At 47.6% G+C, this 22,551-nt stretch carries 23 protein-coding genes; 10 read left to right on the top strand and 13 right to left on the bottom strand.

What is annotated here, in order from left to right:
- From F7R27_RS18665 to F7R27_RS17700, 3 genes are all read left to right on the top strand, one after another.
- Positions 1-959: transposase (locus tag F7R27_RS18665; protein ID WP_168927552.1), on the top strand; the 959-nt coding region annotated here is incomplete at its 5' end.
- Positions 946-1,686, top strand: a complete 741-nt coding sequence (istB, locus tag F7R27_RS17695) for an IS21-like element helper ATPase IstB (protein WP_151705602.1) — start codon at positions 946-948, stop codon at positions 1,684-1,686. The genes F7R27_RS18665 and istB, both read left to right, overlap by 14 nt.
- A gap of 108 nt (positions 1,687-1,794) precedes the next feature.
- Positions 1,795-2,238, top strand: coding sequence for a hypothetical protein (locus F7R27_RS17700; protein ID WP_151705603.1), 444 nt, complete (start codon positions 1,795-1,797; stop codon positions 2,236-2,238).
- 433 nt (positions 2,239-2,671) lie between these two features.
- Here the strand turns inward: F7R27_RS17700 and F7R27_RS17705 are convergent, their stop codons facing one another.
- The 4 genes from F7R27_RS17705 to F7R27_RS17720 form a co-directional block, all read right to left on the bottom strand.
- On the bottom strand, positions 2,672-3,169 hold the full coding sequence (locus F7R27_RS17705; protein ID WP_151705604.1) for a GNAT family N-acetyltransferase: 498 nt from the start codon (positions 3,167-3,169) through the stop codon (positions 2,672-2,674).
- 93 nt (positions 3,170-3,262) lie between these two features.
- Entirely contained in the window at positions 3,263-4,936 is a 1,674-nt protein-coding gene (locus F7R27_RS17710; protein WP_168927553.1) for a methyl-accepting chemotaxis protein, read from the bottom strand.
- Between the two features lie 93 nt (positions 4,937-5,029).
- A complete protein-coding gene (locus F7R27_RS17715; RefSeq protein ID WP_151705606.1) occupies positions 5,030-5,659 on the bottom strand; it encodes a LysE family translocator in 630 nt (209 codons plus the stop codon).
- 150 nt (positions 5,660-5,809) lie between these two features.
- Positions 5,810-7,045, bottom strand: a complete 1,236-nt coding sequence (locus F7R27_RS17720) for an FAD-dependent oxidoreductase (RefSeq protein WP_151705607.1) — start codon at positions 7,043-7,045, stop codon at positions 5,810-5,812.
- Positions 7,046-7,102: 57 nt separating this feature from the next.
- On the opposite strand from F7R27_RS17720, the gene F7R27_RS17725 reads away from it, so the two are divergent.
- The 5 genes from F7R27_RS17725 (at position 7,103) to F7R27_RS17745 (ending at position 11,952) form a co-directional block, all read left to right on the top strand.
- Positions 7,103-7,546: a MarR family winged helix-turn-helix transcriptional regulator gene (locus F7R27_RS17725; RefSeq protein ID WP_151705608.1), complete on the top strand. Its 444-nt coding sequence runs from the start codon at positions 7,103-7,105 to the stop codon at positions 7,544-7,546.
- A 12-nt stretch (positions 7,547-7,558) separates the two neighbouring features.
- Entirely contained in the window at positions 7,559-7,918 is a 360-nt protein-coding gene (locus F7R27_RS17730) for a hypothetical protein (protein ID WP_151705609.1), read from the top strand.
- 94 nt (positions 7,919-8,012) lie between these two features.
- The gene (locus tag F7R27_RS17735; protein ID WP_151705610.1) at positions 8,013-8,483 is read left to right on the top strand and encodes an AAC(3)-I family aminoglycoside N-acetyltransferase; all 471 of its coding nucleotides are present in this window, start codon (positions 8,013-8,015) and stop codon (positions 8,481-8,483) included.
- Positions 8,484-8,820: 337 nt separating this feature from the next.
- A complete protein-coding gene (locus F7R27_RS17740) occupies positions 8,821-10,587 on the top strand; it encodes a methyl-accepting chemotaxis protein (protein WP_151705611.1) in 1,767 nt (588 codons plus the stop codon).
- Between the two features lie 105 nt (positions 10,588-10,692).
- On the top strand, positions 10,693-11,952 hold the full coding sequence (locus F7R27_RS17745) for an erythromycin esterase family protein (RefSeq protein ID WP_151705665.1): 1,260 nt from the start codon (positions 10,693-10,695) through the stop codon (positions 11,950-11,952).
- A 154-nt stretch (positions 11,953-12,106) separates the two neighbouring features.
- Here F7R27_RS17745 and F7R27_RS17750 read toward each other — a convergent pair whose 3' ends face one another.
- A complete protein-coding gene (locus F7R27_RS17750; RefSeq protein ID WP_151705612.1) occupies positions 12,107-13,207 on the bottom strand; it encodes a bifunctional transcriptional activator/DNA repair enzyme AdaA in 1,101 nt (366 codons plus the stop codon).
- Complete coding sequence (locus tag F7R27_RS17755) at positions 13,194-13,967, bottom strand: isocitrate lyase/PEP mutase family protein (RefSeq protein WP_151705613.1); 774 nt, start codon at positions 13,965-13,967, stop codon at positions 13,194-13,196. The genes F7R27_RS17750 and F7R27_RS17755 overlap by 14 nt, the downstream gene beginning before the upstream one ends.
- Before the next feature lie 248 nt (positions 13,968-14,215).
- Here F7R27_RS17755 and F7R27_RS17760 point away from each other — a divergent pair, with 248 nt between their 5' ends.
- On the top strand, positions 14,216-14,689 hold the full coding sequence (locus F7R27_RS17760; protein WP_151705614.1) for a DUF2442 domain-containing protein: 474 nt from the start codon (positions 14,216-14,218) through the stop codon (positions 14,687-14,689).
- 128 nt (positions 14,690-14,817) lie between these two features.
- On the opposite strand, the gene F7R27_RS17765 is transcribed toward F7R27_RS17760, so the two are convergent.
- On the bottom strand, positions 14,818-15,927 hold the full coding sequence (locus F7R27_RS17765) for an ATP-binding protein (RefSeq protein ID WP_206060557.1): 1,110 nt from the start codon (positions 15,925-15,927) through the stop codon (positions 14,818-14,820).
- A gap of 138 nt (positions 15,928-16,065) precedes the next feature.
- On the opposite strand from F7R27_RS17765, the gene F7R27_RS17770 reads away from it, so the two are divergent.
- Entirely contained in the window at positions 16,066-16,347 is a 282-nt protein-coding gene (locus F7R27_RS17770; RefSeq protein ID WP_151705615.1) for a hypothetical protein, read from the top strand.
- A 423-nt stretch (positions 16,348-16,770) separates the two neighbouring features.
- Here F7R27_RS17770 and F7R27_RS17775 read toward each other — a convergent pair whose 3' ends face one another.
- From F7R27_RS17775 to F7R27_RS17795, 6 genes are all read right to left on the bottom strand, one after another.
- Entirely contained in the window at positions 16,771-17,082 is a 312-nt protein-coding gene (locus tag F7R27_RS17775) for a circadian clock KaiB family protein (protein WP_151705616.1), read from the bottom strand.
- Positions 17,079-18,791 carry a DUF7125 family protein gene (locus F7R27_RS17780; RefSeq protein WP_151705617.1) on the bottom strand — a complete coding sequence of 571 codons (1,713 nt, stop codon included), beginning with the start codon at positions 18,789-18,791 and terminating at the stop codon, positions 17,079-17,081. The genes F7R27_RS17775 and F7R27_RS17780 overlap by 4 nt, the downstream gene beginning before the upstream one ends.
- Before the next feature lie 13 nt (positions 18,792-18,804).
- Positions 18,805-20,898, bottom strand: a complete 2,094-nt coding sequence (locus F7R27_RS17785) for a putative bifunctional diguanylate cyclase/phosphodiesterase (protein ID WP_151705618.1) — start codon at positions 20,896-20,898, stop codon at positions 18,805-18,807.
- Between the two features lie 259 nt (positions 20,899-21,157).
- Positions 21,158-21,583, bottom strand: coding sequence for a type II toxin-antitoxin system HipA family toxin (locus F7R27_RS18865; RefSeq protein ID WP_240776430.1), 426 nt, complete (start codon positions 21,581-21,583; stop codon positions 21,158-21,160).
- Entirely contained in the window at positions 21,489-21,986 is a 498-nt protein-coding gene (locus F7R27_RS18870) for a hypothetical protein (RefSeq protein WP_240776431.1), read from the bottom strand. Before F7R27_RS18870 ends, F7R27_RS18865 begins: the two co-directional genes overlap by 95 nt.
- Entirely contained in the window at positions 21,983-22,471 is a 489-nt protein-coding gene (locus tag F7R27_RS17795) for a helix-turn-helix domain-containing protein (RefSeq protein ID WP_151705619.1), read from the bottom strand. Before F7R27_RS17795 ends, F7R27_RS18870 begins: the two co-directional genes overlap by 4 nt.
- Positions 22,472-22,551: the final 80 nt, after the last annotated feature.

Raw genomic sequence — 22,551 nt, forward strand, 5'->3', positions numbered from 1 at the left:
TCACCGAAGAATGTGTTTATGACCAGACCAAGCTGGTGGTCATCAAAGAGCAGTACCGTGAAATCGAGGTCAACCAACGCTTTTATCAGTATGCCACCACAGCTGGCTTCAGAATCCATGCCTGTGAAGGCTACGACCCTCAGAGTAAGGGTAAGGTGGAGGCCGGGGTTAAATACGTCAAGCGGGACTGTTTTTATGGCGAATACTTTGCCAGTCAGCAAGCGGTTAAAGAGCATCTGCAAAGCTGGTTGGATGAAGTCGCTAATCGTCGTGTACACGGCACCACGGGCCTGGTGCCCCACACCGTGTTCATGACTGAAGAACGCACTCAACTCAAACCGTATTTAACCCCCGGCAGCCTTCATGCCCCTTCAGCTGTTGAAATACGGCGTGCGGATAAAACCGGACTGATCAGCTATCAGGCTAACAAGTACTCCGTACCACTGGCCTGGCAGCAGGCTCAAGTGGGCGTGATGGAGCAAGAGAGTCAGTTGATCATCACCGATCTGAATACAAGAGAGATCCTGGCTGAGCACCCCTTGTGCCTGGAGAAAGGCCGCATTATCAAAAACAACCATCATTACCGAGATAAAGAAGCACGAGTGGCGCAATTGGTCGCTGAGATTAATCAGGTACTGGGCGATGAATTAGGCACGTCGCTCTGCCAGCAAATCAAGCGTACCGAACCCAAAATCATCAAAGACCAATTGGTTGCACTAAAGATGCTCATCACACATCTGGAGCCGGTTGAACGAACACTATTGGAGCAGTTGTCAGATCGGCCGGGGATAACTGCTGGCAAGATCAAACGGTATCTGGAAGCGGAGCGTCAAGCGCGGGACAAGGGGCGTGAAGAGGATCAGCATCCTGTCGCCAGACCATCCAGCACTGTGGACCTCTCAGCGTATCAGCGACTTGGCCACTCCAGTGGTCAGGAGGTGACCCATGGGGCAGCTTGAACAAACCCGAGCCCGTTGCCGAAGCCTGCGCTTGACCTGGATGGCTCAACAGCTCCCGCAACTGCTCAGTGAGGCGGAGAGCAATGAGTGGTCATATCTACAATGTGTTGACCATCTGGTGGATTATGAACTGAAGGAGCGAGATCAAAAACGCATCCAGCGCCACTTCCGTCAAGCTCACTTCCCGATGGAAAAGCGCTTGGATGACTTCGACTACCGTCACCAGACAACCATTACCAAACGCCAGATCAGTGCCTTGTTGGACTTTAACTTCCTGGATGCGCGCCAGAATCTGGTGTTCATCGGCCCTCCCGGTGTTGGCAAAACCCACCTTGCCATTGGTCTGGGCTACAAAGCCATCGAAGCGGGCTACAAGGTACTGTTCAAAACTGCCATGGCCTTAGTGGAAGAGCTGGAGCTAGCTGAGAAGCGGGGTGAGCTGAAGAAGCGAATCAACCTCTTGGCCAAAAATGACCTACTGATCATCGATGAGTTAGGTTACCTGCCAATGAGCCGGCAATCGCGGTACAACCTCTTCCAACTGGTCAATAGCCTCTATGAGTACCGCTCCATCATCCTGACCACCAACAAGGATTTTACAGACTGGGGTGAGTTCTTCCATAACGACAATGTGGCGATCCCGATCGTGGACCGGATCATCCATCACTCACACATCTACATGCTGGGAGGTGAGAGCTATCGACTGAAAGAAAAACTGACCAATTAGCGAACTAGGTGGGTCAATTTTATTGGCCAAAAGGGGGTCAAAATAGATGGCCATTGACAGTGGCGTCATCCTCGGTGCGTTTATCACGATGCCATCGAGCGTCAAGCTATGGCGGACGTTTCCGCGCCGAGCACCCTGAGCACCTTGGACAAATTCTTGTCGGAGCAGGAGCCGGGGACTAAGCATTGGCGTACGCTGGGCCGCTCTCGGAAGAAAGTTGTACGCGAAACGATGCCGAAAACTGCCGATGAGTGGGTAGCCTTCTACGATGCGATCAACGAGCGCGAGAGCGAGCTAGAGCGCGCCGGCATCGACTTAGAGATTGTCCCCTCAATGCGCGTTGGTCTTTGTTCGACGGCTACCACGGTCGATTTGGTTGCGCCGGTTGAAGTTCGATCCAAAGACGAAGTCCGAGCATTGGCGATGCTTGCCAAGCGGTTGCTTAAGCGCGAAACCACCATTGCCGACGAGTGGCCCGGCTACAGCTATGGACGTGATACGTGGTTATCTGAAGCCGGCTTGCGGAAACGTCGTCGATCAGAAGTTCAGTGAGGCCGCCCCCCAAGCGTCAGGTCCGGCAAGCAAATTTCATGGTTTCAGTGTTTTGGCTGGCTTCAACTGATGCAACCGCCGGCAGTGGTTTGTCATTCATATTGATTTCGACCGGTGATTTTCGTGTTCTCATTGATCTGCCTACGAAGCTAAGTCAACCGCCTGATAGTAACGTTACTAGTGTCGATTCAGTGTTGTATTGCTACTGTACTGCTGATGTAAACCCTAATGGTCAGGCAGTTCAATGATGAGAGCTGTCCATGCTCTTTGTGATCGCCTGTGACACTCAGGTTGCGGCATGAATGTGGAGCGGCACAATACTGCAGCTGGAGTGACTGGAAACTAGCGAGAGATGAGTCAAATAACACATTGTGATGATCTGACAATGAAGCTCCCCAATGTTAGTGGATAGAAATAACAGATTAGACCTACATCACAGAGTCATCATTAGCTTCCGGCCACCAGTAATCGTGAAGCCTTCCCGTTCGTAAAATGCTAGCGTCTCATCAAACTGTGGCAGAGGTGGTGTAGTGACCTCCAGGCGTTTCCAGCCTTGATAAATTCCAAAAAACTTTGCTCTTGCTATAAGACTGAATCCAATATTATTTGAACGATATTTAGGGAGAACATAAAGTTCAGAAATCGTACCAAAAGCACCTTCAGCATAAAGAGCATGGTTTTCATGAAGCGACAAAAATCCAACAGCTTCGTCACTATTATTTCGAGCTACAAACGCAAAATATTTCTCACGCTTGATAAAGTGCGTGACCCTGCTTATTGTCTCTTCAAGATTAAAATCAAACGATTGAACACCAGTTTTTTTTATAATCTCAGAAATCAATTGTCCGGCTAATATGGCGACTTCAACAGCGTCATTTGATGTTACACGATGAATAGAAAAAAACTCACCAGCTCGTTTTTCGTCTAACATTATAACTTTACCACCCATTCTAAATATAAATTCAAGTGAAGTTCTGCATAAAACTAATAAATATTATATAAATAGCGTAAAAATTAAAAAGAACTACTTATTACAGCTAGAATTGATCCTGAATTTTGCGGTTTCTTGTAGTAAGTCTCTTGCAATATATGATAACTCATTAGATGAACTAAGCACCTCTTCACTTTGTAAACTAGCTTTCCTCATACCATCCTGAAGTTGTGATAGCCTGTTGGCAATATCTTCAGAAACTTGGCTTTGCTCTTCTGAAGCACTTGCAATAGAGGATGACATGTCACCAACATTAATAACTAAAGAGCGAATTGATTCGAATACTTCCCCTACTTTTCTAGACTTTTCCAATACAATAAGTGCCTCATTATTACTACTCTTCATTCGTTCACTCATTGACTTGGAAACTTTCTCAAGAGTATCGATCTTAGCTTGTATCTCAATAGTAGAATCTTGAGTCTTCTTGGCTAGGGATCTGACCTCGTCAGCAACTACTGCAAATCCTCGTCCTTGATTTCCAGCCCTCGCCGCTTCAATCGCCGCATTGAGAGCAAGTAGGTTTGTTTGTTCTGCAATACCATTAATCACATCCAATATATCTGCTGCATCATGTACAGAATTGTTGAGTGCCTCCAAATCCTCGATGGAGTTACTCAGTGTTTGAGCTAAAAGCTCAACAGAACCTAGAGCCTGTTTTATTGAAGAGTTACCTATGTTGGTAATATTGTTCATTTCATCAGCAGATGCTGCTGCTTCGGAACAGCTTTGGGCAACTTCCTTGGCAGCCGAAGAATTTTCATATACTGATGTAGCGATCATTTCTACCAGCTTACTCTGTTCAATAGTTGTCTGTGACGACGCTGAAGAAATCTCACGTAAACTATCGGAATTCCTTGAAACTAATCCGGATAAGTTAATTATATTAGATAAAGATCCAGAAAGCTTTTCAGCCATTTTATTAAAACTTGTTGCAACTCGACTAAGCTCATCTTTATTATTGATTGTTATAGTTTGCGTAAAATCACCATCTGCCATAACACTTACTTTGTCTTTTAGAGTTTTGCTAGATTTCACTACTCGATTTTCGATCACAATATAGCAAATTATTAGTACTGCTATAATGGCTGCACATAAGACTATACTAACCCTGCTATATAAATATGCTGCATTACTTACTAGATCAAGGCTTTTCGTTGATTGTTCATCTGTTAAATCAATAAATTTCTTAACGGGGCGAGCAACTCTTTCCAATTCGGCTATATATAATTGACTATGTAGCATATCTAAAGCTATAGCCCATTTTTTTAATTCATTTTCATTAAGAGATTCCAGAGATCTCCCCTCTAAAGAGGTAACCAAATCAAAAGCGTCTACCTCTATGTCTACAATATTTAGTGATAACTCATTCGAATCCTCAAGTAGTGAAAGTGATTCTCCACTAACTCCAATCTCTATAAGTCTTTCAATATAGGATAAATCACGCCCATCCTCCCACTTTTCATTCCCTTCAATTTGATCGACCAGTAAGTTATAACTATCCTTGTATACAGGATCAAGAGTTGAAATGTATTTTCTGGCGAGCGAGGTAAGTTGATCAGAATGATATATTGACAGACTGGCTAACTGCAAAGCATTGATTCTGAAATCAGCCAGCTCCTGACTTTTTTCCATCTTATGGTTGAGAAGTATTGAAGTTATAAATAAGGCTGTGGTTAATAGAGATATTATCCCAAAAACACTTCTCATGATTATCCGTATGCTCATAAATACCTCATACAAAGCCTAAAATATGTTGCTTTATTTAATATATTGATTTCAATAAGCAGCCAAATGCGTAGCTTAATAATTATGCCTCATGGCGAGAATGGATAGACCAGTCACTATAAATGTAATACCCGCACCAAAATTAAGTCCTGAAATAATTCTAGAGCGTCCTATAATCAAGTCGGATAAGCGTGAAGAAAATATACCCATAAGTGAAAATCCGAGCCCCGTCAAAAGGGCGAACCAGACACCATATACCAGCATTTGTATTGTGACAGATCCTAATTCAGGATTAATAAACTGAGGAATGAACGCGAGTACAAATAGGCCAGGCTTCGGGTTAAGGGCAGCAGAGAGAAACGCTGTTAGAGCAATATGACTCAACGATTTTGCCGCAACAGGCTCAAAGGTAATCAGGCTACGTGACCTTATCACTTTAAAACCCAACCATATTAAATAACTAGCACCGATGACCTTGATCACCCAGAAAGCCACCTCTGAGGTTTGAAGCAAGAGTGTGAGGCCGAACGTTGCTGTTGCAACATGAAAGAGAATACCAATCCCCGAAAAGGCTCCAGAGACACTAGCAGCCAAGTTTCCCTGGCTTAACCCACGACCAATCGCTAGTAGGTTGTCTGGTCCTGGCGCCAGAACAAGAAGAATGCAAGCAGCTGTATACGCGAGCCAGATCTCGATGGGAAACAATTTATCTACCTCTCATTGATGCTAATAATTTGTCGAAAACTATATATTTAAATATACTGCTTAATCTTCCATATAAGATTGAATCGTGTACTTTCATCACAATAAATAGTAACTTGATTTTATGTTATATAGCTCATCTAAGATGTCTTCTTATATTGCGCGTTTATACCAAGATATTTGTCTAGGATCATAATCATATATCCACTTATTAGACCGAGGTCCTACAATTGGTAAAATCACAGATAAAGCCTTTTTTATAAACCAGAATTTTAATGGGCTAACTGGAGGCTGCCGTTGACGGCGAGCCAATTCGGCTATTTTTTCAACTCGCTCTTTACGCATCGACGCATACTGCTCAAATGCTATTTGAGGACATAAATCATTAACACTCAAAGAACATGCAAGACTCAGTGCATCCTCCATTGCTAGTGAAGCACCTTGGCCTGAGCTTGGTGGCATTGCATGTGCGGCATCCCCAATCAAGACAGCCCTATTTTTGTGCCATGAATGGAGTGGTTCTAAGTCATAAGCGTGATTCACAGATATATACTCTGTTTCAAGCAACAACTCTTGAACTGGTGATTTCCATCCACTAAAGGCATTCAGAAGTAGCTCCCTTTTTTTCTCTCTGAGCGTATGTGAAATTTTTTCAGAAATATCATCATCCACCCTACACCACCACATCCAGATAGATTCATCCTTAGATCCGCAACAAAAGCCAAAGGACTTATCATGATGTAGTAATAAATTTATACTGCTTCTTGAGCTATCATCTTTATAATTAATAATTGATTTGATATTTTCTGATTTAACAAGTCCACCTATTACTACGGATTTATGAATTTTTGGGGTTGATTGACCGTCACAAACATATTGTCGGATAGTTGAGTTAGCTCCATCTGCTCCAATTACCATATCCGCTTTTACCATCTCTTTATTTTTAAAATACAAATTGACGTAGTCATGATGGTAATCAATGTGGTCGATAGAGAAGTCATTTAGAACAGTGATCCCGGCTTCGCTAACCTTTTCACGTAGTACCTGCATTAAAGTACTACGTGGCAATGCTATCGCGCCGACCTCATCAAGTTTAGAGCTCTTATTACCAAACCGTGAAATAGCTTTATCTGTCTTATCTGTGAATCTTATGAAATCAATAGGTGCACCAAGTCTAGCGATCCTATTGCCAATTCCAAGGTGGTTCAGAATCTTCATGCCATTTGGTGCTATGGTCATACCCCCTCCTCCAGGCTCGGTTACTTGGGCTTCATATACTGTTGAGCTAATACCTACAGATTTCAGGCATAGAGCTGCTGTAAGGCCAGCTATTCCTCCGCCTACGATCGATACATGCAATGCTCTTTGATAGTTCTTAGGAGAATTCATTTGACACCATATAGATTACTTAATAAGATACTTAGAAAGTAAGCTAAGGACATAGAGATGTCAAGTTCAGTATCTAACAGCAGTATTGTTGAAGATAAAATAACTAATGAAATCAGGGTATTAATTGCAAACTCGGGGCTCTTTAATCAAAAAATTGCTGACCAGTTGCACATAACACCTTCAGATTTGCAGGTTCTTCACCTGATAGCGCTTAGCGGGCCTATGACGCCTGGATCTTTAGCTAAGGCAACAGGTTTAACTACAGGGGGGGTGACAGTATTAATTGATAGGCTTCAATCACAAGGGTTTGTATGTCGTAAAAGAAATGAGAAGGATCGCCGTAGTGTGTTCATACATTTAATAAGAGATAGTCTTGCTGATGTAGAGGTGGTTTATGAAAATAAGCGAACAGATACTTTGAATGTAATACGAGCTTTCAATTGCGATGAGCAAAGTATCATATTTAACTTTTTATTTAAGCTGAATAACGAAGTGTCATAGGAGGATAAGAGAATGACAAGCTATAAAGATGAAAATAATAATGAAGTAAAACATGAAAGTATTGGAGTAATTGATAGAATATTGCAAGGGCTATCTGAAAAGCTTGGTATTTCACGTAAGTTTATTATTGTTTTTCTAGTGTTGATCATGCTAGTGAACTTTCCCTTAGCAGTTCTTTTGGTAATACTTTCTTACTTTTGGATTGAGCACCCAGGAAAGTTTGACTCATCTTTCTCTAGCATTATAGGCTATGTAAAACGTTTGTGGTCTGGTGAAAGTAATAAGGATGACTCTAAAACCAATCATACTCCTGATATTAATGAAAAAATAAAAATAATCGAAGACAGGCTAAGTGAAATTGAAAATAAATAAAATGGTATTCGCTTTTTGCGATCTCCATACGCTCGCTCTTCGCGCCTTTTATTACGAACGATAACTGTCATAAAGCATATAAGGAGCCACATCTATGTCAAATGACTTTTGTGTACGACAGATTACTGCAAATGATTTGGAGTTGATGGTGGCTCTCTTGCACACTTTCGGTGAGGTCTTTAATGAGCCCGAGACCTACACAGCAAAACGGCCTGAAGATGCTTACCTTCGCCAACTACTTGCCAGTGACTATTTCATTGCTCTTGTGGCCATTAAAGATAGTTCTGTTATAGGTGGCTTGGCTGCTTATGAGTTGAAGAAATTCGAGCAGGAGCGTAGTGAAATCTATATCTACGATTTAGCTGTTTCAGGTGAGTACCGGCGCCAGGGCGTTGCCACTTTACTGATTCAGGAGCTCAAAAAAATAGCTATGTTACAAGGTGCCTATGTGATTTTTGTTCAGGCTGATACTGGAGAAGAAGACGAAGCAGCCATCGCTTTATACACAAAGCTGGGCATCAAGGAAAACGTTCTACATTTTGATATACCAGTACAAAGGCAATGATACGGAGTTATAAGTTATGCGGCCTCTTCATTATTGGAATTCGCAGCATAGCTTAATATCTTTATATGAGCCGTAATACTAAATATACAGGGTTAGTTATCCATTGTTAGTTACGTTTATTTATAGCGGAGTGACTCTTTCATGCTAGAGATACCAATAGTGTTTGAGAACAAGTACTACTCAAGTGTGACTAGCCTGGAAGCATGGTAGATTGAGCAAGTAGTACCCCCCCCATTCATATTTTTACTGTGCAATGGGTGCGGAGATTTTGCTGGACTTATTTATTGAATTCTCGATATTACACTAAATGTAGGCCCTACAAAGGGACTTATTTTCTATGAAAAACCTGACTGTTCGAAAGCTGTTTTTCCTCCTTGCATTTGCCGTTACCTCTCTCATGATACTCCTTGCACTAGCCACAGTTCGCCAGCTTGGACTGGGGCAGGAGCTGGCTGAATCCAGTCATAACCGATATCAATCCTACCTGTTGGCAGACGAATTACGTCAAAGTTCCGATGAGTTGACTCGCCTGGCGCGTACCTATGCCGTGACCGGGGATCCAAAATGGGAAAAACAATACTTTGATATTCTCGCCATCCGCAACGGAGAAAAACCTCGCCCGCAAAACTATCACCGCATCTACTGGGACTTTGTCGCTGCCGGAGAGCCGGCCCCTCAGCCTCCGGGAGAAACGATTGCGCTGACACAACTGATGCGCCAGGCAGGCTTCAGCCATGAAGAGCTTGCGAAACTGACCGAAGCACAGCAGAACTCGGATGCCCTCGTCGCACTTGAAACCAAAGCCATGAATGCGGGTAAGGGCCTGTTTGCCGACAGCAACGGCGCTTATACCCTGAGAGGAGAGCCGGATCTGGAACTGGCCCGCACCCTCATGCACAGTGATGACTACCACCGCTTTAAAGCCCAGATCATGAAGCCTGTGGATGAGTTTTTCGAACTCCTTGATCAACGCACCTTGGCTGCCGTAACAGAAGCGAACCATCAGGCCACTGCGTGGCTCACTCTTCTGATCGGCATTGTTTTCATCATTCTGCTGGTATTGCTGGGCGGGCTCTACTTCAGCTATCTATTCCTCAAGCGAACAATAGGTGGCGAGCCGGTCATAGTTGCAAGAGCCTTGCAGGATATTGCCGAGGGTGACATTTCCAACACCCTGCCAAGCGCCACTCATGGCAGCATCATGGCCAGCGCTGAAGCGATGCGTAGTAGTCTGGTGCATGTGATTTCGGCTACCCGCAAGGCTGCAGAATCGATTACAGGTGCAGCCACGGCACTTCATCATAATAGCGAGCAGGCCAGTGAACGTGTCGACCATCAGCAAAAAGAGGCTGAACAAGTAGCGGCCGCCATGACGGAGATGGTGGCGACCGTACAGGATGTTGCACTCAGTGTTTCCAAGGTGGCCGAACTGAGTAAGGAGACAGATGCTCATGCAAGAGAAGGATTGGGTATCATGACAGAAAGTGTGGATGCCATCGGCACGCTGGCAAGTGAGATCGAGGATATCGCCAGGGTGATCGAAACCGTCAGGGCTGACAGCCAGGCCATATTTCAGGTGGTTGATGTCATCAACGGTATTGCCGAGCAGACCAATCTGCTGGCACTGAATGCTGCCATAGAGGCCGCACGTGCTGGTGAGCAGGGTCGAGGATTTGCAGTGGTTGCTGACGAGGTTCGCACGCTGGCAAGCAGAACCCAGGGATCCACCAATGAGATCCACTCCATGATTGAAAGACTGCAGTTGAGTGCATCAAACGCCGTCACTGCGATGACCGAAGGGTGTAACCGAGCAAGGCGTAATGTTCAACTCTCCGCATCCGCCAGTACAGCCTTCAATACCATCTCCTCATCTGTCAATGAGTTGAATGATATGAATGTCATGAGTGCCACGGCAACCGAACAGCAGGAAGCTGTCGCTGAGCAGATCAACGTCAACCTCAACAACATCAGCAACGCTGTCACCGAAACAGCCCTGTCAGCAAGACAACTTGCCGAGTCTGCGGCTTCCCTGACAAATCTGACGGATGAGATGATGATCAGCATCAGCCACTTTCAGCTTCCACAAAAACGTGACATCCCATAAATCATTATTGCCAATGAATTACTGGTCCTACAAACAGCAACTGAAATGGAGGGGGATGCTCCGTACTTTGAAAGTTGTATGTTTGAAAGCAAGTGGATGTCATCTATGGTGTTACCGACTAGACCAATAAGATATCGAGCTGAACGTATGTCATATAAAGCAACCAGAACACTTTTACAGCCTTGGAGCCCTGATTTCATTGAGCTTGAGCCCCTTAACTCGTTGGTGAAATCAGCTAGAGTCATTGGTGTTGGTGAAGGGGCCCACTTTGTTTCTGAGTTCTCTTTGGCTAGAGCTACCTTCATCCGGTATTTCGTGGAGACGCATGGGTTTAATGCAATCGGACTGGAGTGTGGGGCTATTCAGGGTGATCGAATTTCCAAATGGCTGAATTCTCCATCAGATACAAATAAGCTTGATAGCGTTACTAATCCATTAACTTTCGCTCTGTATGGGGCAGTGCTCGTCTGGCTCAAAGCCTATATCCGAGATACTGGAGCAAAGTTGATCGTTATAGGTATTGATCTGCCCAACACCCTAAGCCCTTGCGAGGATCTAGAGCAGTTGGTAAGGGGTATTGAGGTCCTTGATCCTCTTATGAAATCGGAAGTGGATCTAATGAGACAATCTTTGGCATCAGTCTCTGGCGAATCGGCAGTGGTTTCTTCAATGCAGTGGGGTGAGCTGGATCTAACTTCACGTAATAACGCACTCTCTGGGATAATGCGACTGAAATTGCGACTTTTGGGATTGGCACCAGTTTTTACCAAACATAGGGGGGAGCCGTTCAAAAAGCTATTCGAGAGCGTGTTGTCGATTGAGCATACGCTGGAAACCCTGCGTATCATGAAGACACTATTTGATGGCACTTCGCTTGAGGGCGATACTTCTGTGCGAGAATCATTCATGGCTAGCGCTGTGGAGAGGTATCTCAAGGAGTATCCAGATATGAAGATGATTTTACTTGCGCATAACAATCATATTCAAAAGACGCCAGTCTCCTATTCTGGTGAGTTGATGGCCGTCCCGATGGGGCAGCACCTAGCACATCGAGAGGACTACTATTCCATTGGTGCGACCCACTTGGGGGCCACAGTTCCTGAGATGCAGTATCCATCACCTAGTAGCCCGCTTGGGTTCTCAGTCGAACCTGTCTTGGCTGATAAAATTCGTAAAAGCAGCGTAGAGCACTTTATCCTGGATGCTGGTTGTGTCATGGATCCTTGTGTACTGCTCGCTGATGATGTGAGGCACACACAGCGAATCAGATCGCAAAGTTCGTCGATTGTAACAAGTGTGGCTGATGCATTCGATGCACTCTACTGCATTCCTTCTGTCAGCAAAGACAAATTGGTAGAGGTATAAAAGACAGGCTTTACCTAGTTGTTGACATACTTTCCTGCAGTGTGGTGGCTTGTAGGATGAAACGACATTACCTAGCAACTTAGTAGTGGAAGCCAAATCTGTCCTTGATGTCCGAGGATTAAAGTACAGGAGGGTAATTAACTTGGTGATGGGTTCATTTCTTAAAGCTCGATGGTTTCATTTCATGCTTTTGAGAAGCGCTCGACACTGCATTTTTTTCATGTTCAATTAGCCAGCGTTTACGTGCTAAACCACCACCGTAGCCTATCAACGAGCCGTCTTTGCCAACTATGCGATGGCACGGAACAATAATAGCAATTCGGTTTGCTCCGTTGGCCGAAGCAACCGCACGTACGGCTTGTTTTTTACCCATTTTATCAGCCTGTGCCTGATAGCTGCTTGTCATACCATAGGGAACTGTTTGCAATACTTTCCATACTAACTTCTGGAAATCACTTCCTGGCATATCCAATGCCACATCGAAACTTCTTCTCTGGCTGGAAAAATATTCTCCGATCTCATATTCGGCCTGTCGCGTGTGATCGTTCTCTCCTGCAATGATTTGGGAGTTAAGCAAGCGTTGTAAATCTTTGAACTCAGTTTCCAGCATACGCCGGTCGACGAACTCTAATAGGCAAATACCTCTGTTTGTGGCGCAGACAAACATAGGGCCTAAGGGGGTAGTGAATCGATTGATGACGATTACATTCGTACTTGCACTTTTTTTGGGAGTTTTACCAATCAATTTCTTGTAGGTATAGTTAAATCCACTAAGAGACTCATAGCCGCTATCAAATGCTGTAACCGTTGCCAGCTTTCCTCCTTTTAGTTCCTGCAAAGCAGTATTCACGCGCAGCATACGCTGAAAAGCCTGAAAGGTCATACCATAGTGCTTTGTAAACCAGCGTCTTACCAGTTCAGGGCTGATGCCATGTTGCTTCAATTGTGTATCGCTAATACGAACTTTTGGGTTGACTCTCACCAGTGCTATGGCCTGCTCGACTGGAGGTGGAGCGAGATAAGCATTTTCTGTGGGCCGGCAGATTTTACAAGGACGAAATCCTGCAGTAAGCGCATCTTTAAAGTCGGTATAAAACTCGACGTTCTCACGTTTTGGTTTACGTGCACGACAGGTAGAGATGCAAAACACACCAGTTGTTTTCACACCTACAAAGAAAATTCCGACGTAGTCTGTTGCACGCTCTATCAACGCCCGGTAGTACCTCTCAATCTGAGTGCTATCAGTAACCAGCATGATTGAACACCGGCTGAAAGGATTGCTGCAGCTGGATGTTCTGAAAAATTTCGAACAACTGCTGTTGTAAATGTGCGTGGATAAAGTTCCCCATGCTGATCCGCTTTACACCAAGCTCAGCTAGCCTATCGAATGCTGGAAGATCCGGCGTACACATGACGTTCAGTGGTAGTGATACAGATTCGACGATCTCGGAGATGTCTCGCACTTGAGTGATGTAGGGTACAAACAAACCGTCTGCTCCAGCCTTAGCAAATAGGCGGCCACGGCGGATGGTTTCTGACTGCGCATTCTCTAGGCCTAGCAGGAAAGTATCCGTGCGAACATTGAGAAAAAGCTCAACCCCCCTTTCCTGAAGATCCAGCTTTATTTTCGCTAGCTTTGCCGCAAAGCAATCGGCGCTGAGCAAGTAGCGCCGGCCTTTACACACCATGCTGTCTTCTATGTTTACACCTACAACTCCAAGTGCTGCCAGATACACCAGATTCTCAATCACCTTTTCCGGTGTGTCTGCATAACCTGCCTCTATATCGACACTTAGAGGAAGGTCACATTCAGCGCGCACTCTAGAGATAATATGGAGTATTTCAGAAAAGCTTACTCCTTCGCCGTCAGTGTAACCGAGCATGTGAGAGATGGCAGCACTCGATGTACCAATAGCACTGTAGCCGGCCTGTCGGGCAGCTTGCGCACTTGAGACATCCCAGATATTGGCAATCAACAGCGGCGATGCTTGCTGGTGCAGAGACGAAAAGTTCATAGACTGGTTCCAAGTGAAGTTCGAACTCCAGCTTATCGGCCTGCCTATCTGACGTACAACCGAAAATTTGACAAGTAATTTATACTATTCATTGTAAAACTATCTGTTCAGCTTATTCAGGGAAGCAGGATTTGTTACATCAGTTTCGAAATTAAGGGGCGGATAGTTGAACGAGATATTCGTGAAGCACTGAGTTGGATCGAAGCGAACCAGACCTTTCTGTTTGATGAATGGCGAAGGAGTAACTCATGAGAGAATATTTTTCCCCGAAAATGACGGCGGTCATTGCTTTGGCACCTTATCGCTTGCGCACGACCTGGAGTACGGGAGAGGTGCTGGAGGTTGATGTGAATGACATTCTACATAAAATCCCAGCACTGGCGCCCATTCTGGATCCTGAGGTTTTTGCGTGTGCACACATCGCCGAGTGGGGGGGCAGTATCGAATGGCTTGATTCAGAGTTCGGCGAAGATAATGTGTACGCATGGGCGAAGGAACAAGCCGGAGAAGTCAGCCACGAAATGTTTGGTGACTGGATGTCTCGTAATGACTTGTCACTGAGCACGGCTGCAGAAGCATTGGGTATCAGCCGTCGCATGGTGAACTACTATCGCACTGCACACAAAGCTATTCCTCGTGCTATCTGGCTTGGATGTCTGGGCTGGGAGGAAACCCGGCCCAAGGATAAAATTCTGCCGTGCACCTTGCCAACATGTCAGTGAGTTCGTTGTTTTTCATACTTTAAAGATGGGGATCACATCTGTGTGAGGTGTGCTTCTTCTCAGCCCTGGCTCCACTTAAAGAGCAGCGTTGTAGTCCAAGATAACGTCCTCACCCCCTTTACGGACTTTTAGCACTGTTGCTGACACTGGCCGATGCTGGGAAAGCGACGGGTCAAAAGCAGCTCGGCCACCTCCGGTCCGACTGCCTCAATGTGAATCACCTCTATTGTCTGAGGCTTGTCATCCCTGATGTCGTATTCAACGGTGATGAGGCTTACCTGGCCGCCTGCGGCCGATACCTTGCTGGCTAGCAAAGAGTGTAGTTCTGATGGGCAATTATCAAGGATCATTATGGTACGTCGGCCCTCAGCCATCAGCCTATCCAACATTGCTGCTGAAGGATCAGGTCCAGCACCGGTGTCGACATAGACAGCGACGGTCCGATCAAGAGCATCTACTCCAACAGTCTCGTCAAAGAGAGTTTGCACGATCCTGGTCTTCCCGACGCCGGACAAACCCGTTATGCGAATCGCCTTCTCCGTAGTCCGAATGAGCTTCCGCATCGGTTCAATGGCATCTTCTATGCTGAGCTTCTGATCCTTCCCTGATGGCAGCGTGACCATAGCGCCAGAGGCAGAAATCAGCGTATCGTCGGCACCATGAGGTGGATTGCTCCAAGCACCGTATGGCTGCCAACCCGAATATCCTTGACCAAGCTTTCCTTTCACCCACAGCATGACGGACGGGTGCTGGCGCAGCCATTGGGAAAGCTTCGAGAGGTCGTAGAAGTCCAGGTGAATATTGCCGCCATTGGGATCCTCTTTGACAGCATCCTGCATAGCTTTGAGGCGCACTTTCTTCATGGGAGGAGAGCAGTCATCAGCCAAGCTGACGATGATGTAGCTACCACCCTTAGCCGCTTGCTCAGAGATAGTTGGTGACAATTCTCTGTCGGAGACCATTTCCTTTGTGATCTCGGCCTTCGGCATCGAATGTTTCTTGGCCTGAAAGATTGTATCCGACCTTTCAAGAAACCCCGTGCTCAGTGTATCGACAGGAATCTGAACGTGAATATCAATTCCCTCGTCAGGAGAATTGATTGAACCTGACCAGCTTACCCATGCAGGGCTATAACCATGTGCTGCCACCTCAGCCTCAGAGAGGCGAGCAATCAACTCTTCTAGCTGAGTATCGGACAGCCGGAGCAATTCGTCTTTCTCAATGTCAAAGATGGCCACGACCTCTCCTCAGTAGAACATTTTGGTGTTATACCCAGAGGTAACCCAATAATCCAGCTAATATGAGAAAGAGTGCCCGCTGGAGTGCTTGTTGTGAACGGCTACAACTAGTAATTTATCGGGAGAGGACTAGGTATTATGAAAGTAATGATGCAGCAAACTGTAGAAGTGACCAGCCATGTGTTGTGTGATGTCTGTGGTCGCAACACTTCAGACGGTAAAACATCTGAGTTTGGGACGCTCAAAGCGGATTGGGGGTATAGCTCTGCGCATGACGGTGCCAGCTATGAGGTACATCTGTGTGAGGTGTGCTTCTTCTCAGCCTTGGCTACACTTAAAGAGCAGCGTCGCGCTCACACCTTATTTTCAGATGATAATTTGGACAGCGCAATTGAGTTCGGGCGGGTAATTGCCGAATAGCATTGGTAGGCAGATCACCTCTTCAGCCATGGGTATCTGCAACAGCGCTGTTTGGCCGCTTCATCAGTTGAGATTGTCCGGTTTATCGGATCTGGCGACGCGTGTTGCTTCGCTCATTTTCAGCGAAGGTGGCTGATGATCCATTCGGCTGTTCTCAATGCGCGGATCGTGATATTGCTGAGGGATACATGTTCACACCCTCCTTAGGCAATAGTCGCTACTAAAAATATCAAACTTTATTATCAATAGTTTAATGATAATGGCGCTGTATTAACAATAAAAAATATCAAACTTTAATAGCGCTCAGATTTGAAAATTCGCGTAAAATTTAAATTTTTTATCAAACTTTATTATCCTCTTACAACTGTGACTTGTGATCAGGGTGGAACGCGATGACGGCCTTCCATGAATCATCCCACGTTTTTACTGGTCAGGATCCAGATCGGACAAAAAGCGACGAAGCCGATCCTCTTCCGAGAGGTCACCATAGAGCACGGAAACGCCACCGGTCGGGCTAACTTTCAGCAAGGAGGGCGTCGCAAACACTGAGTGTTTGATGCCTTGCTCAGGTTGTTCGAGCAGATCAATCTCATAGGGCTGAATGTCAGTGCAATTGAGTTGCTCAAGCATCTTGGCAATGTTGGTCCGGGCGCGTTGGGAGCGTGGCGCTGTGCCCGTCACGAACAACATCAGCACTGGCAATCTCGACTCTCCAGATTGTTTTATAATGCTCATGACAGCCCTCCTTCATCGCTGGCGGGGTGCAAAGGCGGATTATTTTTCTCCGGGTCGCGCCGCTGTTTGATCTGTTGGCGCTGAATGCGCTCCAGTCGATCCGTTTCGGCCGACTCTTCTTTCTCTAATTCCAGCTCTGCTGCCAGGGTTTGGCGTTCTCGCTCAACCAGCTCCATCCGGCGTTCGATGTCCAGCAAACGTTGCTTGCGCTTTAGTTGCCGGCGTCGCTCAGCCGTAGCCTCCTCTCGTTCTCGGGTCGCGCGCGCGGTGCCCATCAGCACCTCAGAGCCATGCTCGTAAACATCGGCAAGGTAGATGCCATCACCCGATAGCAGCAGCTCGCGCTCCTGATTCGAATGGGCCGAACCGCGAGACTTCACAATCGATAGAGAGCGATTTCGTTCACCGCCGCGCACGTTGTAGTCAAGCACAATCCAGCTGTCAGCCAGTGTTGATACTTGGCCGAGTGTAGACTCACCCTCTGGATCGTCTATGCCGCTTAATGATGTGAGCACGGTGGTGATACCCCGGCGGCGCACCAGATCTATCAGGTGCTCGGTCGCCATGCTTGCCCCTTCGGTGCCACTGGCCTTGTACAGTGCGGAGACTGGGTCGATCACCAGGCAATGAGGATCGAAAGAGTCAAGCAGGCGGCGTAGAATTAAAAAGTGCTCGGTCACCCGCAAGGAGTAGGCGGATAGATCCTCGAATCGGATCAGTCCGGCTTCAATATGGGCGCGCAATTTGATCCCGACAGAAGCCAGGTTGCGCACGTACGGGGCTTCCATTTCGTCAAAGCTCACATATAAAGTGCGCTCGCCTCGCAGGGCGGCGGTCTGCGCGAAACTGCCGGCGAGGGTGCTCTTGGCGGTACCAGGGCGGCCTGAGATCAGTAGGCTCGATCCACGGTAAATGCCCCCGTCAAGCAGCTTATCCAGACGCTTGATGCCGGTGCTGAGCCGTTCGTTGCTCGCTATCACCTCATCAACGGGTAGATGTTCATGATAGGGGAGCTGAATACCCTCGTCGTCGATAATCATCGGTAGCTCGTCTGCCAGGTGCCCGGAACCCCGGAACTTGGAGATGCGCAGTGACCGGTTGAGCTGTTGGTTAACCAACCGCGCGGACAGCACAAGGGTCGCTGATAGCAGATACTCAATCCCCTCCAGGTGGGCTGGTGCCATGCTGTCGCCGATGGCCTTGCCACTCAGCAGGAGGGTCCACCCGTTGTTTTCACAGTATTCGTTGATGAGTCGCACTTGGTCGATCGCGACTCGTGGATCTGGCTGGTACTGCAGCAGCTGATCAATACCGTCGAACACAACCCAGGTTGCGCGAGTCTTTGCGATGGTCGCCGCGACAATGCTGAGTAGGCCCTCGATATCGAATTCGCCCGCTGCCTCGGTATTGAAGCGCGGACGAGCGTCGATCAATTGCCAGCGATCAGACTCCTGGAGGTGCACTCCCCAAGAGAACGAGGCTGCGTCACGTTTCACCTGTGCCGGTGATTCCTCAAAGGTTACGAACACGCCGCCCTCGCCGCGCTCAATGGCACGGGCCAGTATCTGGAGACTCAAGACCGTCTTACCCGCTGCAGCCTGGCCGAGTAAAAGTGTCACCTGACCCGACGGTAGGCCTCCACCAGTGATATTATCCAGGCCGATGATGCCGGTTTTAAGCTTTTGCAATTTAGTCTCTTTTTCGCTCATTATGCACGCCTTGTTAGTGGCCGGGGTCGGTCGTGAGTGGAAGTTTGCTTCTCTGTTCCAATAACCAGCGAAAGTCCTCTGCCTCCAGCGGCATGCTGTAGAAAAAGCCTTGACCGGAACGGCAACCCATCTCAATAAGGGCATTTCGCACCTCGGCGGACTCTATGCCCTCTGCTATGACTTCTGCATTCAATGCCTTGGCGAGCATGATCACCATCTCGACGATATTGCGGCTAAAGGGATCTTCGAGCAACTTGAATACGAAACCCTGGTCAATCTTGATCTCATTGAAGGGATACCGCTGCAAGTACAATAGTGAGGAATAGCCGGTCCCAAAATCATCCAACGACAGCCACACACCCATGTCGCGTAATACGGACATCTGGTTCAGCAGAACTGCTGACTCACGTTCGAACACACTTTCAGTGACTTCCAGCGCAAGTTCTTCCGGTGCCACTTCGGATTGATCGAGGGCGGTTCGTACCCGGCTTGCGAAATCACCCCTCTGAAACTGGATTATGGAAACGTTCACGGCCACACGCACAGGCTGCAGGCCGGCATTACGCCAGTCGCGCAGGTGTTGGCAGGCCCGATATAGCACCCAGTCGCCGATTGGTCCGATCATCTGGCTTTGTTCAGCGATGGGAATGAACTCTCCGGGTGAGATCAGCCCTCGAGTGGGGTGATTCCAGCGAATCAGTGCCTCGCAGGCGATGAGCGTACCGGTAGCCAGATCGACTTTGGGCTGGAAATGTAGTTCGAATTGGTCTTCAGCAAGCGCCAAGCGCAGCTCACGGGCCAACTCAATGCGCTTTTGAGTCTCTTTTTGAATACGTTTGCTGTAGGCAACCCAGGGTACGGACGTGTCCTGGCGATGCAGGGATAAAGCCCGTTCCGATTCGCGTAGCAGGTCTTCAATCGGGCGTTGGCGCTTTCCCAAACGGGTGTACCCCAGCCGTAATTCTATCTCGATATTGACGCTGGCAAGCTGGAAAGGGAGAGACAAGGACTCAACCAGCCTGTTCAAGTATAGCTCTAGCGCCTCGCCATGAGCTGGTAGAATAAACAGTGTGAATTCGTCGCCGCCGATACGACCAGCCAGAATCTGTTCACCTGGCAGGTCTTTCAACCGACGACCAAACCTGGACAGCAGCCAATCACCAGCTTCGTGACCGTAGGCGTCATTGATATCTCGCAGGCGAGCAATATTGAACGTCACTAAAGCTCCCGTAACCGGCCAGCCGTGTTGGTCAATGTGCTTTTGCATTTTCCGGGTGAAGCCGACAAAGTTGAAGAGGCCTGTCAGCGGGTCTTCGAAAGCAATTCGGTTGAGCGCTTGCTCGGCTTCCTTGAGCGCAGTGATATCCTGCTTGATAGCGACATAGTTGGTAATTCGTCCCGATTCGTCTTTGAGCGGCGAAATGACTTCGGACTCCCAGTACAGGGTGCCATCCTTGCGCCGGTTCTGCAGCTCGCCGGTCCAAACCTTCCCGGCAGTAATGGTTTCCCACAATTCTTGATAGGCAGTCTCTGGTGTATGGCCGCTCTGGATGCTCGCTGGCGTATTGCCCAGGAGTTCCTCGCGACTGTACCCCGAGATTCTCTCGAAGGCAGGGTTGACGTATTCGATGCGACCTTCAAGGTCGGTAACCGCAACCGGGCTGGGGCTTTGCTCCGTGATGTGGGCCAGCTTGCGCAATTCCTGGTCACGCGCACGAATCTCGGTTACATCGGTAATGACCGCGCCAAGCAGCGTATTCGGCTTATGGGGCAGATCGATCGGGTAATAGCGTACCAGAAGTTTGCGCAACCCGAGCCCGGCGTAGTTCCATTCAGTTTCGTAGTGCTGGGCTTCTCCGGCAAAGCAGCGATCAATCCGGGGTTTTATGGTCTGCCTGAAATACTCTGCGCCAACCACATCTTCGACGGTGCGCTCCTCGATTTCCTCCAGCTGCAGCCCGTAAACATCCAGGTACGCCCTATTAGCCCACACATAGCAATAATTGGCATCAATAATGCAAAAAAGGTCATCACCACCATCCAATAGATAGTGGAACTCTTCAAGACGCTCCCGGAAGTATTTCGATGCCTTCGTGTTGTTTGTCATATCAAAAGCCTTACTAACTCCAAGCTTCGGGAGTGTGTGGCAACGCATTATGGTGGGCGTTTTAAAACATCAATTTGACAGGCTGCTGCATCGATTCGAATTATTATAATCCATAACCGAAAAAAAGCTATGGAGTCGGCACGCTACATGCTTGCATGCTGTGCGTTGCGTCCGACCAGCCGCGCTTGGCAAAAGCAGGCCTGGCTGGCCGCTGCACCCCTTTTTCAGTTTTATAACCCACGGTGAAGGCAGCATTTCTTCATTGATATTCGATATTAAATGCTGACTTCATCATCTCCTGTTCGGCGCGTGAAATACCGATAGCGTTGGCCATATCTCGCCACTTGCCGACAGCAGTCAGCACTTCGATGAAGATCGCCTCGGCCTCCTCCTTTGCAAGCTGGAAAAAGTCGATCACCTCGAATGCGAGCTCATAGCTCAGACGGTTGTCCTTGTCATCGATGTTGAGGTGCAAACCATTGGCGAGCGCTGTTGGATTGATATCGTATGCGGGCGACAGCCTCCAGCCCTCACCGTCGAAGAGGAAGCCGTGGTTGCGCAGATGATCATCGACATTGGACACGGCGATATTAAAGACGATACGGCGCCATAGCTGTGCCAGATCCAACTTGCCTTGCGTGCCCTGGTTGGTCAGAAACTCGGCGAGTTCCAAATAGCTCGCCATCAAGAAGCGGACCCTCCAGGCTGGTTTTGAAGCGGAGAGCGCCCATGCGGTACTCATCATAGACACCCAGCAGGTAGTCGCTTTCTTGTAGAGTGCTCGGGCGGCGATTCTCCTGACGAGCTAATGCCGCTTCGCGTCGCTGCATCAAAAGGCGACCCCATCGGTCTGGGCAGGAATCAAGAAAAGTCCTGAAATTATTTCCATCACCCTTATGCTGGCTGCCTGTAAACAGATGAAGATCAGGATCAAGCTTCAGATAGGGGGCATCGTCCCGCTGAAGCCATTCATCGGCATAGGCGAAGCTGAAATGCTCTTTGCCGCGTATCTGGTCCGCCGTCAGGGTGCCGATCAGGACAGGTTCGTTTTCGATCCAGTCAGCAAAGGCATAAATATTACGGCTCATGTGTCCTCTCCATTTGACGTTGCTGTTGAGGGGCCGTCCTGCTCGCTCCTCCCCCGATTATCTTCCTTGTTTGCACGAGTCTTGGCCAACGCCATGAGTGATTGTATACGTTGGGAGCCTCCTGATTCAGATGCCTGTGCAGAGGTTGTTGTCTCACGTCGGATTGGCGCGTTACTCGACCTGGAGGCTTTGAGCAGTTCAATGTCCTGAAGCTTACGCCCCATATCGTCATCAGATGCCACTTTGGCCAGGTCCTCAGCCAGCCCCAGTACCGCCAGCACGCGCAGGTAGTGTCCGATAGACACAGTAGATTCGCCCCGCTCGATGTTGCGCAGCGTGGGTTTTGAGAGCCCTGTCCGCTCAGCGATCATTGTCTGGGTGATTTTGCGACGCTTCATTGCCAGTCGGATATTCTCTCCCAACTGCTCAAGCATCTTCTGTTCTTTGGGGAAGACAATGGCTTGTCGTTTTTGCTTGGTATTCATAAAACTATATTTTCATAAATTTTTAATAAATGAAAGTATAGTTTTATTATTGGTATTAGCAAGGTGATTACTTTACAAGC

It is taken from the genome of Nitrincola alkalilacustris (assembly GCF_008973755.1).
GTDB classification, from domain to species: domain Bacteria; phylum Pseudomonadota; class Gammaproteobacteria; order Pseudomonadales; family Balneatricaceae; genus Nitrincola; species Nitrincola alkalilacustris.

Bases quoted from the DNA above. Each gene is read 5' to 3' on its own strand.
- istB (WP_151705602.1), top strand. From the start codon at position 946: ATGGGGCAGCTTGAACAAACCCGAGCCCGTTGCCGAAGCCTGCGCTTG.
- F7R27_RS17700 (WP_151705603.1), top strand. From the start codon at position 1,795: ATGGCGGACGTTTCCGCGCCGAGCACCCTGAGCACCTTGGACAAATTC.
- F7R27_RS17705 (WP_151705604.1), bottom strand. From the start codon at position 3,169: ATGTTAGACGAAAAACGAGCTGGTGAGTTTTTTTCTATTCATCGTGTA.
- F7R27_RS17710 (WP_168927553.1), bottom strand. From the start codon at position 4,936: ATGAGAAGTGTTTTTGGGATAATATCTCTATTAACCACAGCCTTATTT.
- F7R27_RS17720 (WP_151705607.1), bottom strand. From the start codon at position 7,045: ATGAATTCTCCTAAGAACTATCAAAGAGCATTGCATGTATCGATCGTA.
- F7R27_RS17725 (WP_151705608.1), top strand. From the start codon at position 7,103: ATGTCAAGTTCAGTATCTAACAGCAGTATTGTTGAAGATAAAATAACT.
- F7R27_RS17730 (WP_151705609.1), top strand. From the start codon at position 7,559: ATGACAAGCTATAAAGATGAAAATAATAATGAAGTAAAACATGAAAGT.
- F7R27_RS17735 (WP_151705610.1), top strand. From the start codon at position 8,013: ATGTCAAATGACTTTTGTGTACGACAGATTACTGCAAATGATTTGGAG.
- F7R27_RS17740 (WP_151705611.1), top strand. From the start codon at position 8,821: ATGAAAAACCTGACTGTTCGAAAGCTGTTTTTCCTCCTTGCATTTGCC.
- F7R27_RS17745 (WP_151705665.1), top strand. From the start codon at position 10,693: ATGGTGTTACCGACTAGACCAATAAGATATCGAGCTGAACGTATGTCA.
- F7R27_RS17750 (WP_151705612.1), bottom strand. From the start codon at position 13,207: ATGCTGGTTACTGATAGCACTCAGATTGAGAGGTACTACCGGGCGTTG.
- F7R27_RS17755 (WP_151705613.1), bottom strand. From the start codon at position 13,967: ATGAACTTTTCGTCTCTGCACCAGCAAGCATCGCCGCTGTTGATTGCC.
- F7R27_RS17760 (WP_151705614.1), top strand. From the start codon at position 14,216: ATGAGAGAATATTTTTCCCCGAAAATGACGGCGGTCATTGCTTTGGCA.
- F7R27_RS17770 (WP_151705615.1), top strand. From the start codon at position 16,066: ATGAAAGTAATGATGCAGCAAACTGTAGAAGTGACCAGCCATGTGTTG.
- F7R27_RS17775 (WP_151705616.1), bottom strand. From the start codon at position 17,082: ATGAGCATTATAAAACAATCTGGAGAGTCGAGATTGCCAGTGCTGATG.
- F7R27_RS17780 (WP_151705617.1), bottom strand. From the start codon at position 18,791: ATGAGCGAAAAAGAGACTAAATTGCAAAAGCTTAAAACCGGCATCATC.
- F7R27_RS17785 (WP_151705618.1), bottom strand. From the start codon at position 20,898: ATGACAAACAACACGAAGGCATCGAAATACTTCCGGGAGCGTCTTGAA.
- F7R27_RS18865 (WP_240776430.1), bottom strand. From the start codon at position 21,583: ATGGCGAGCTATTTGGAACTCGCCGAGTTTCTGACCAACCAGGGCACG.
- F7R27_RS18870 (WP_240776431.1), bottom strand. From the start codon at position 21,986: ATGAGCCGTAATATTTATGCCTTTGCTGACTGGATCGAAAACGAACCT.
- F7R27_RS17795 (WP_151705619.1), bottom strand. From the start codon at position 22,471: ATGAATACCAAGCAAAAACGACAAGCCATTGTCTTCCCCAAAGAACAG.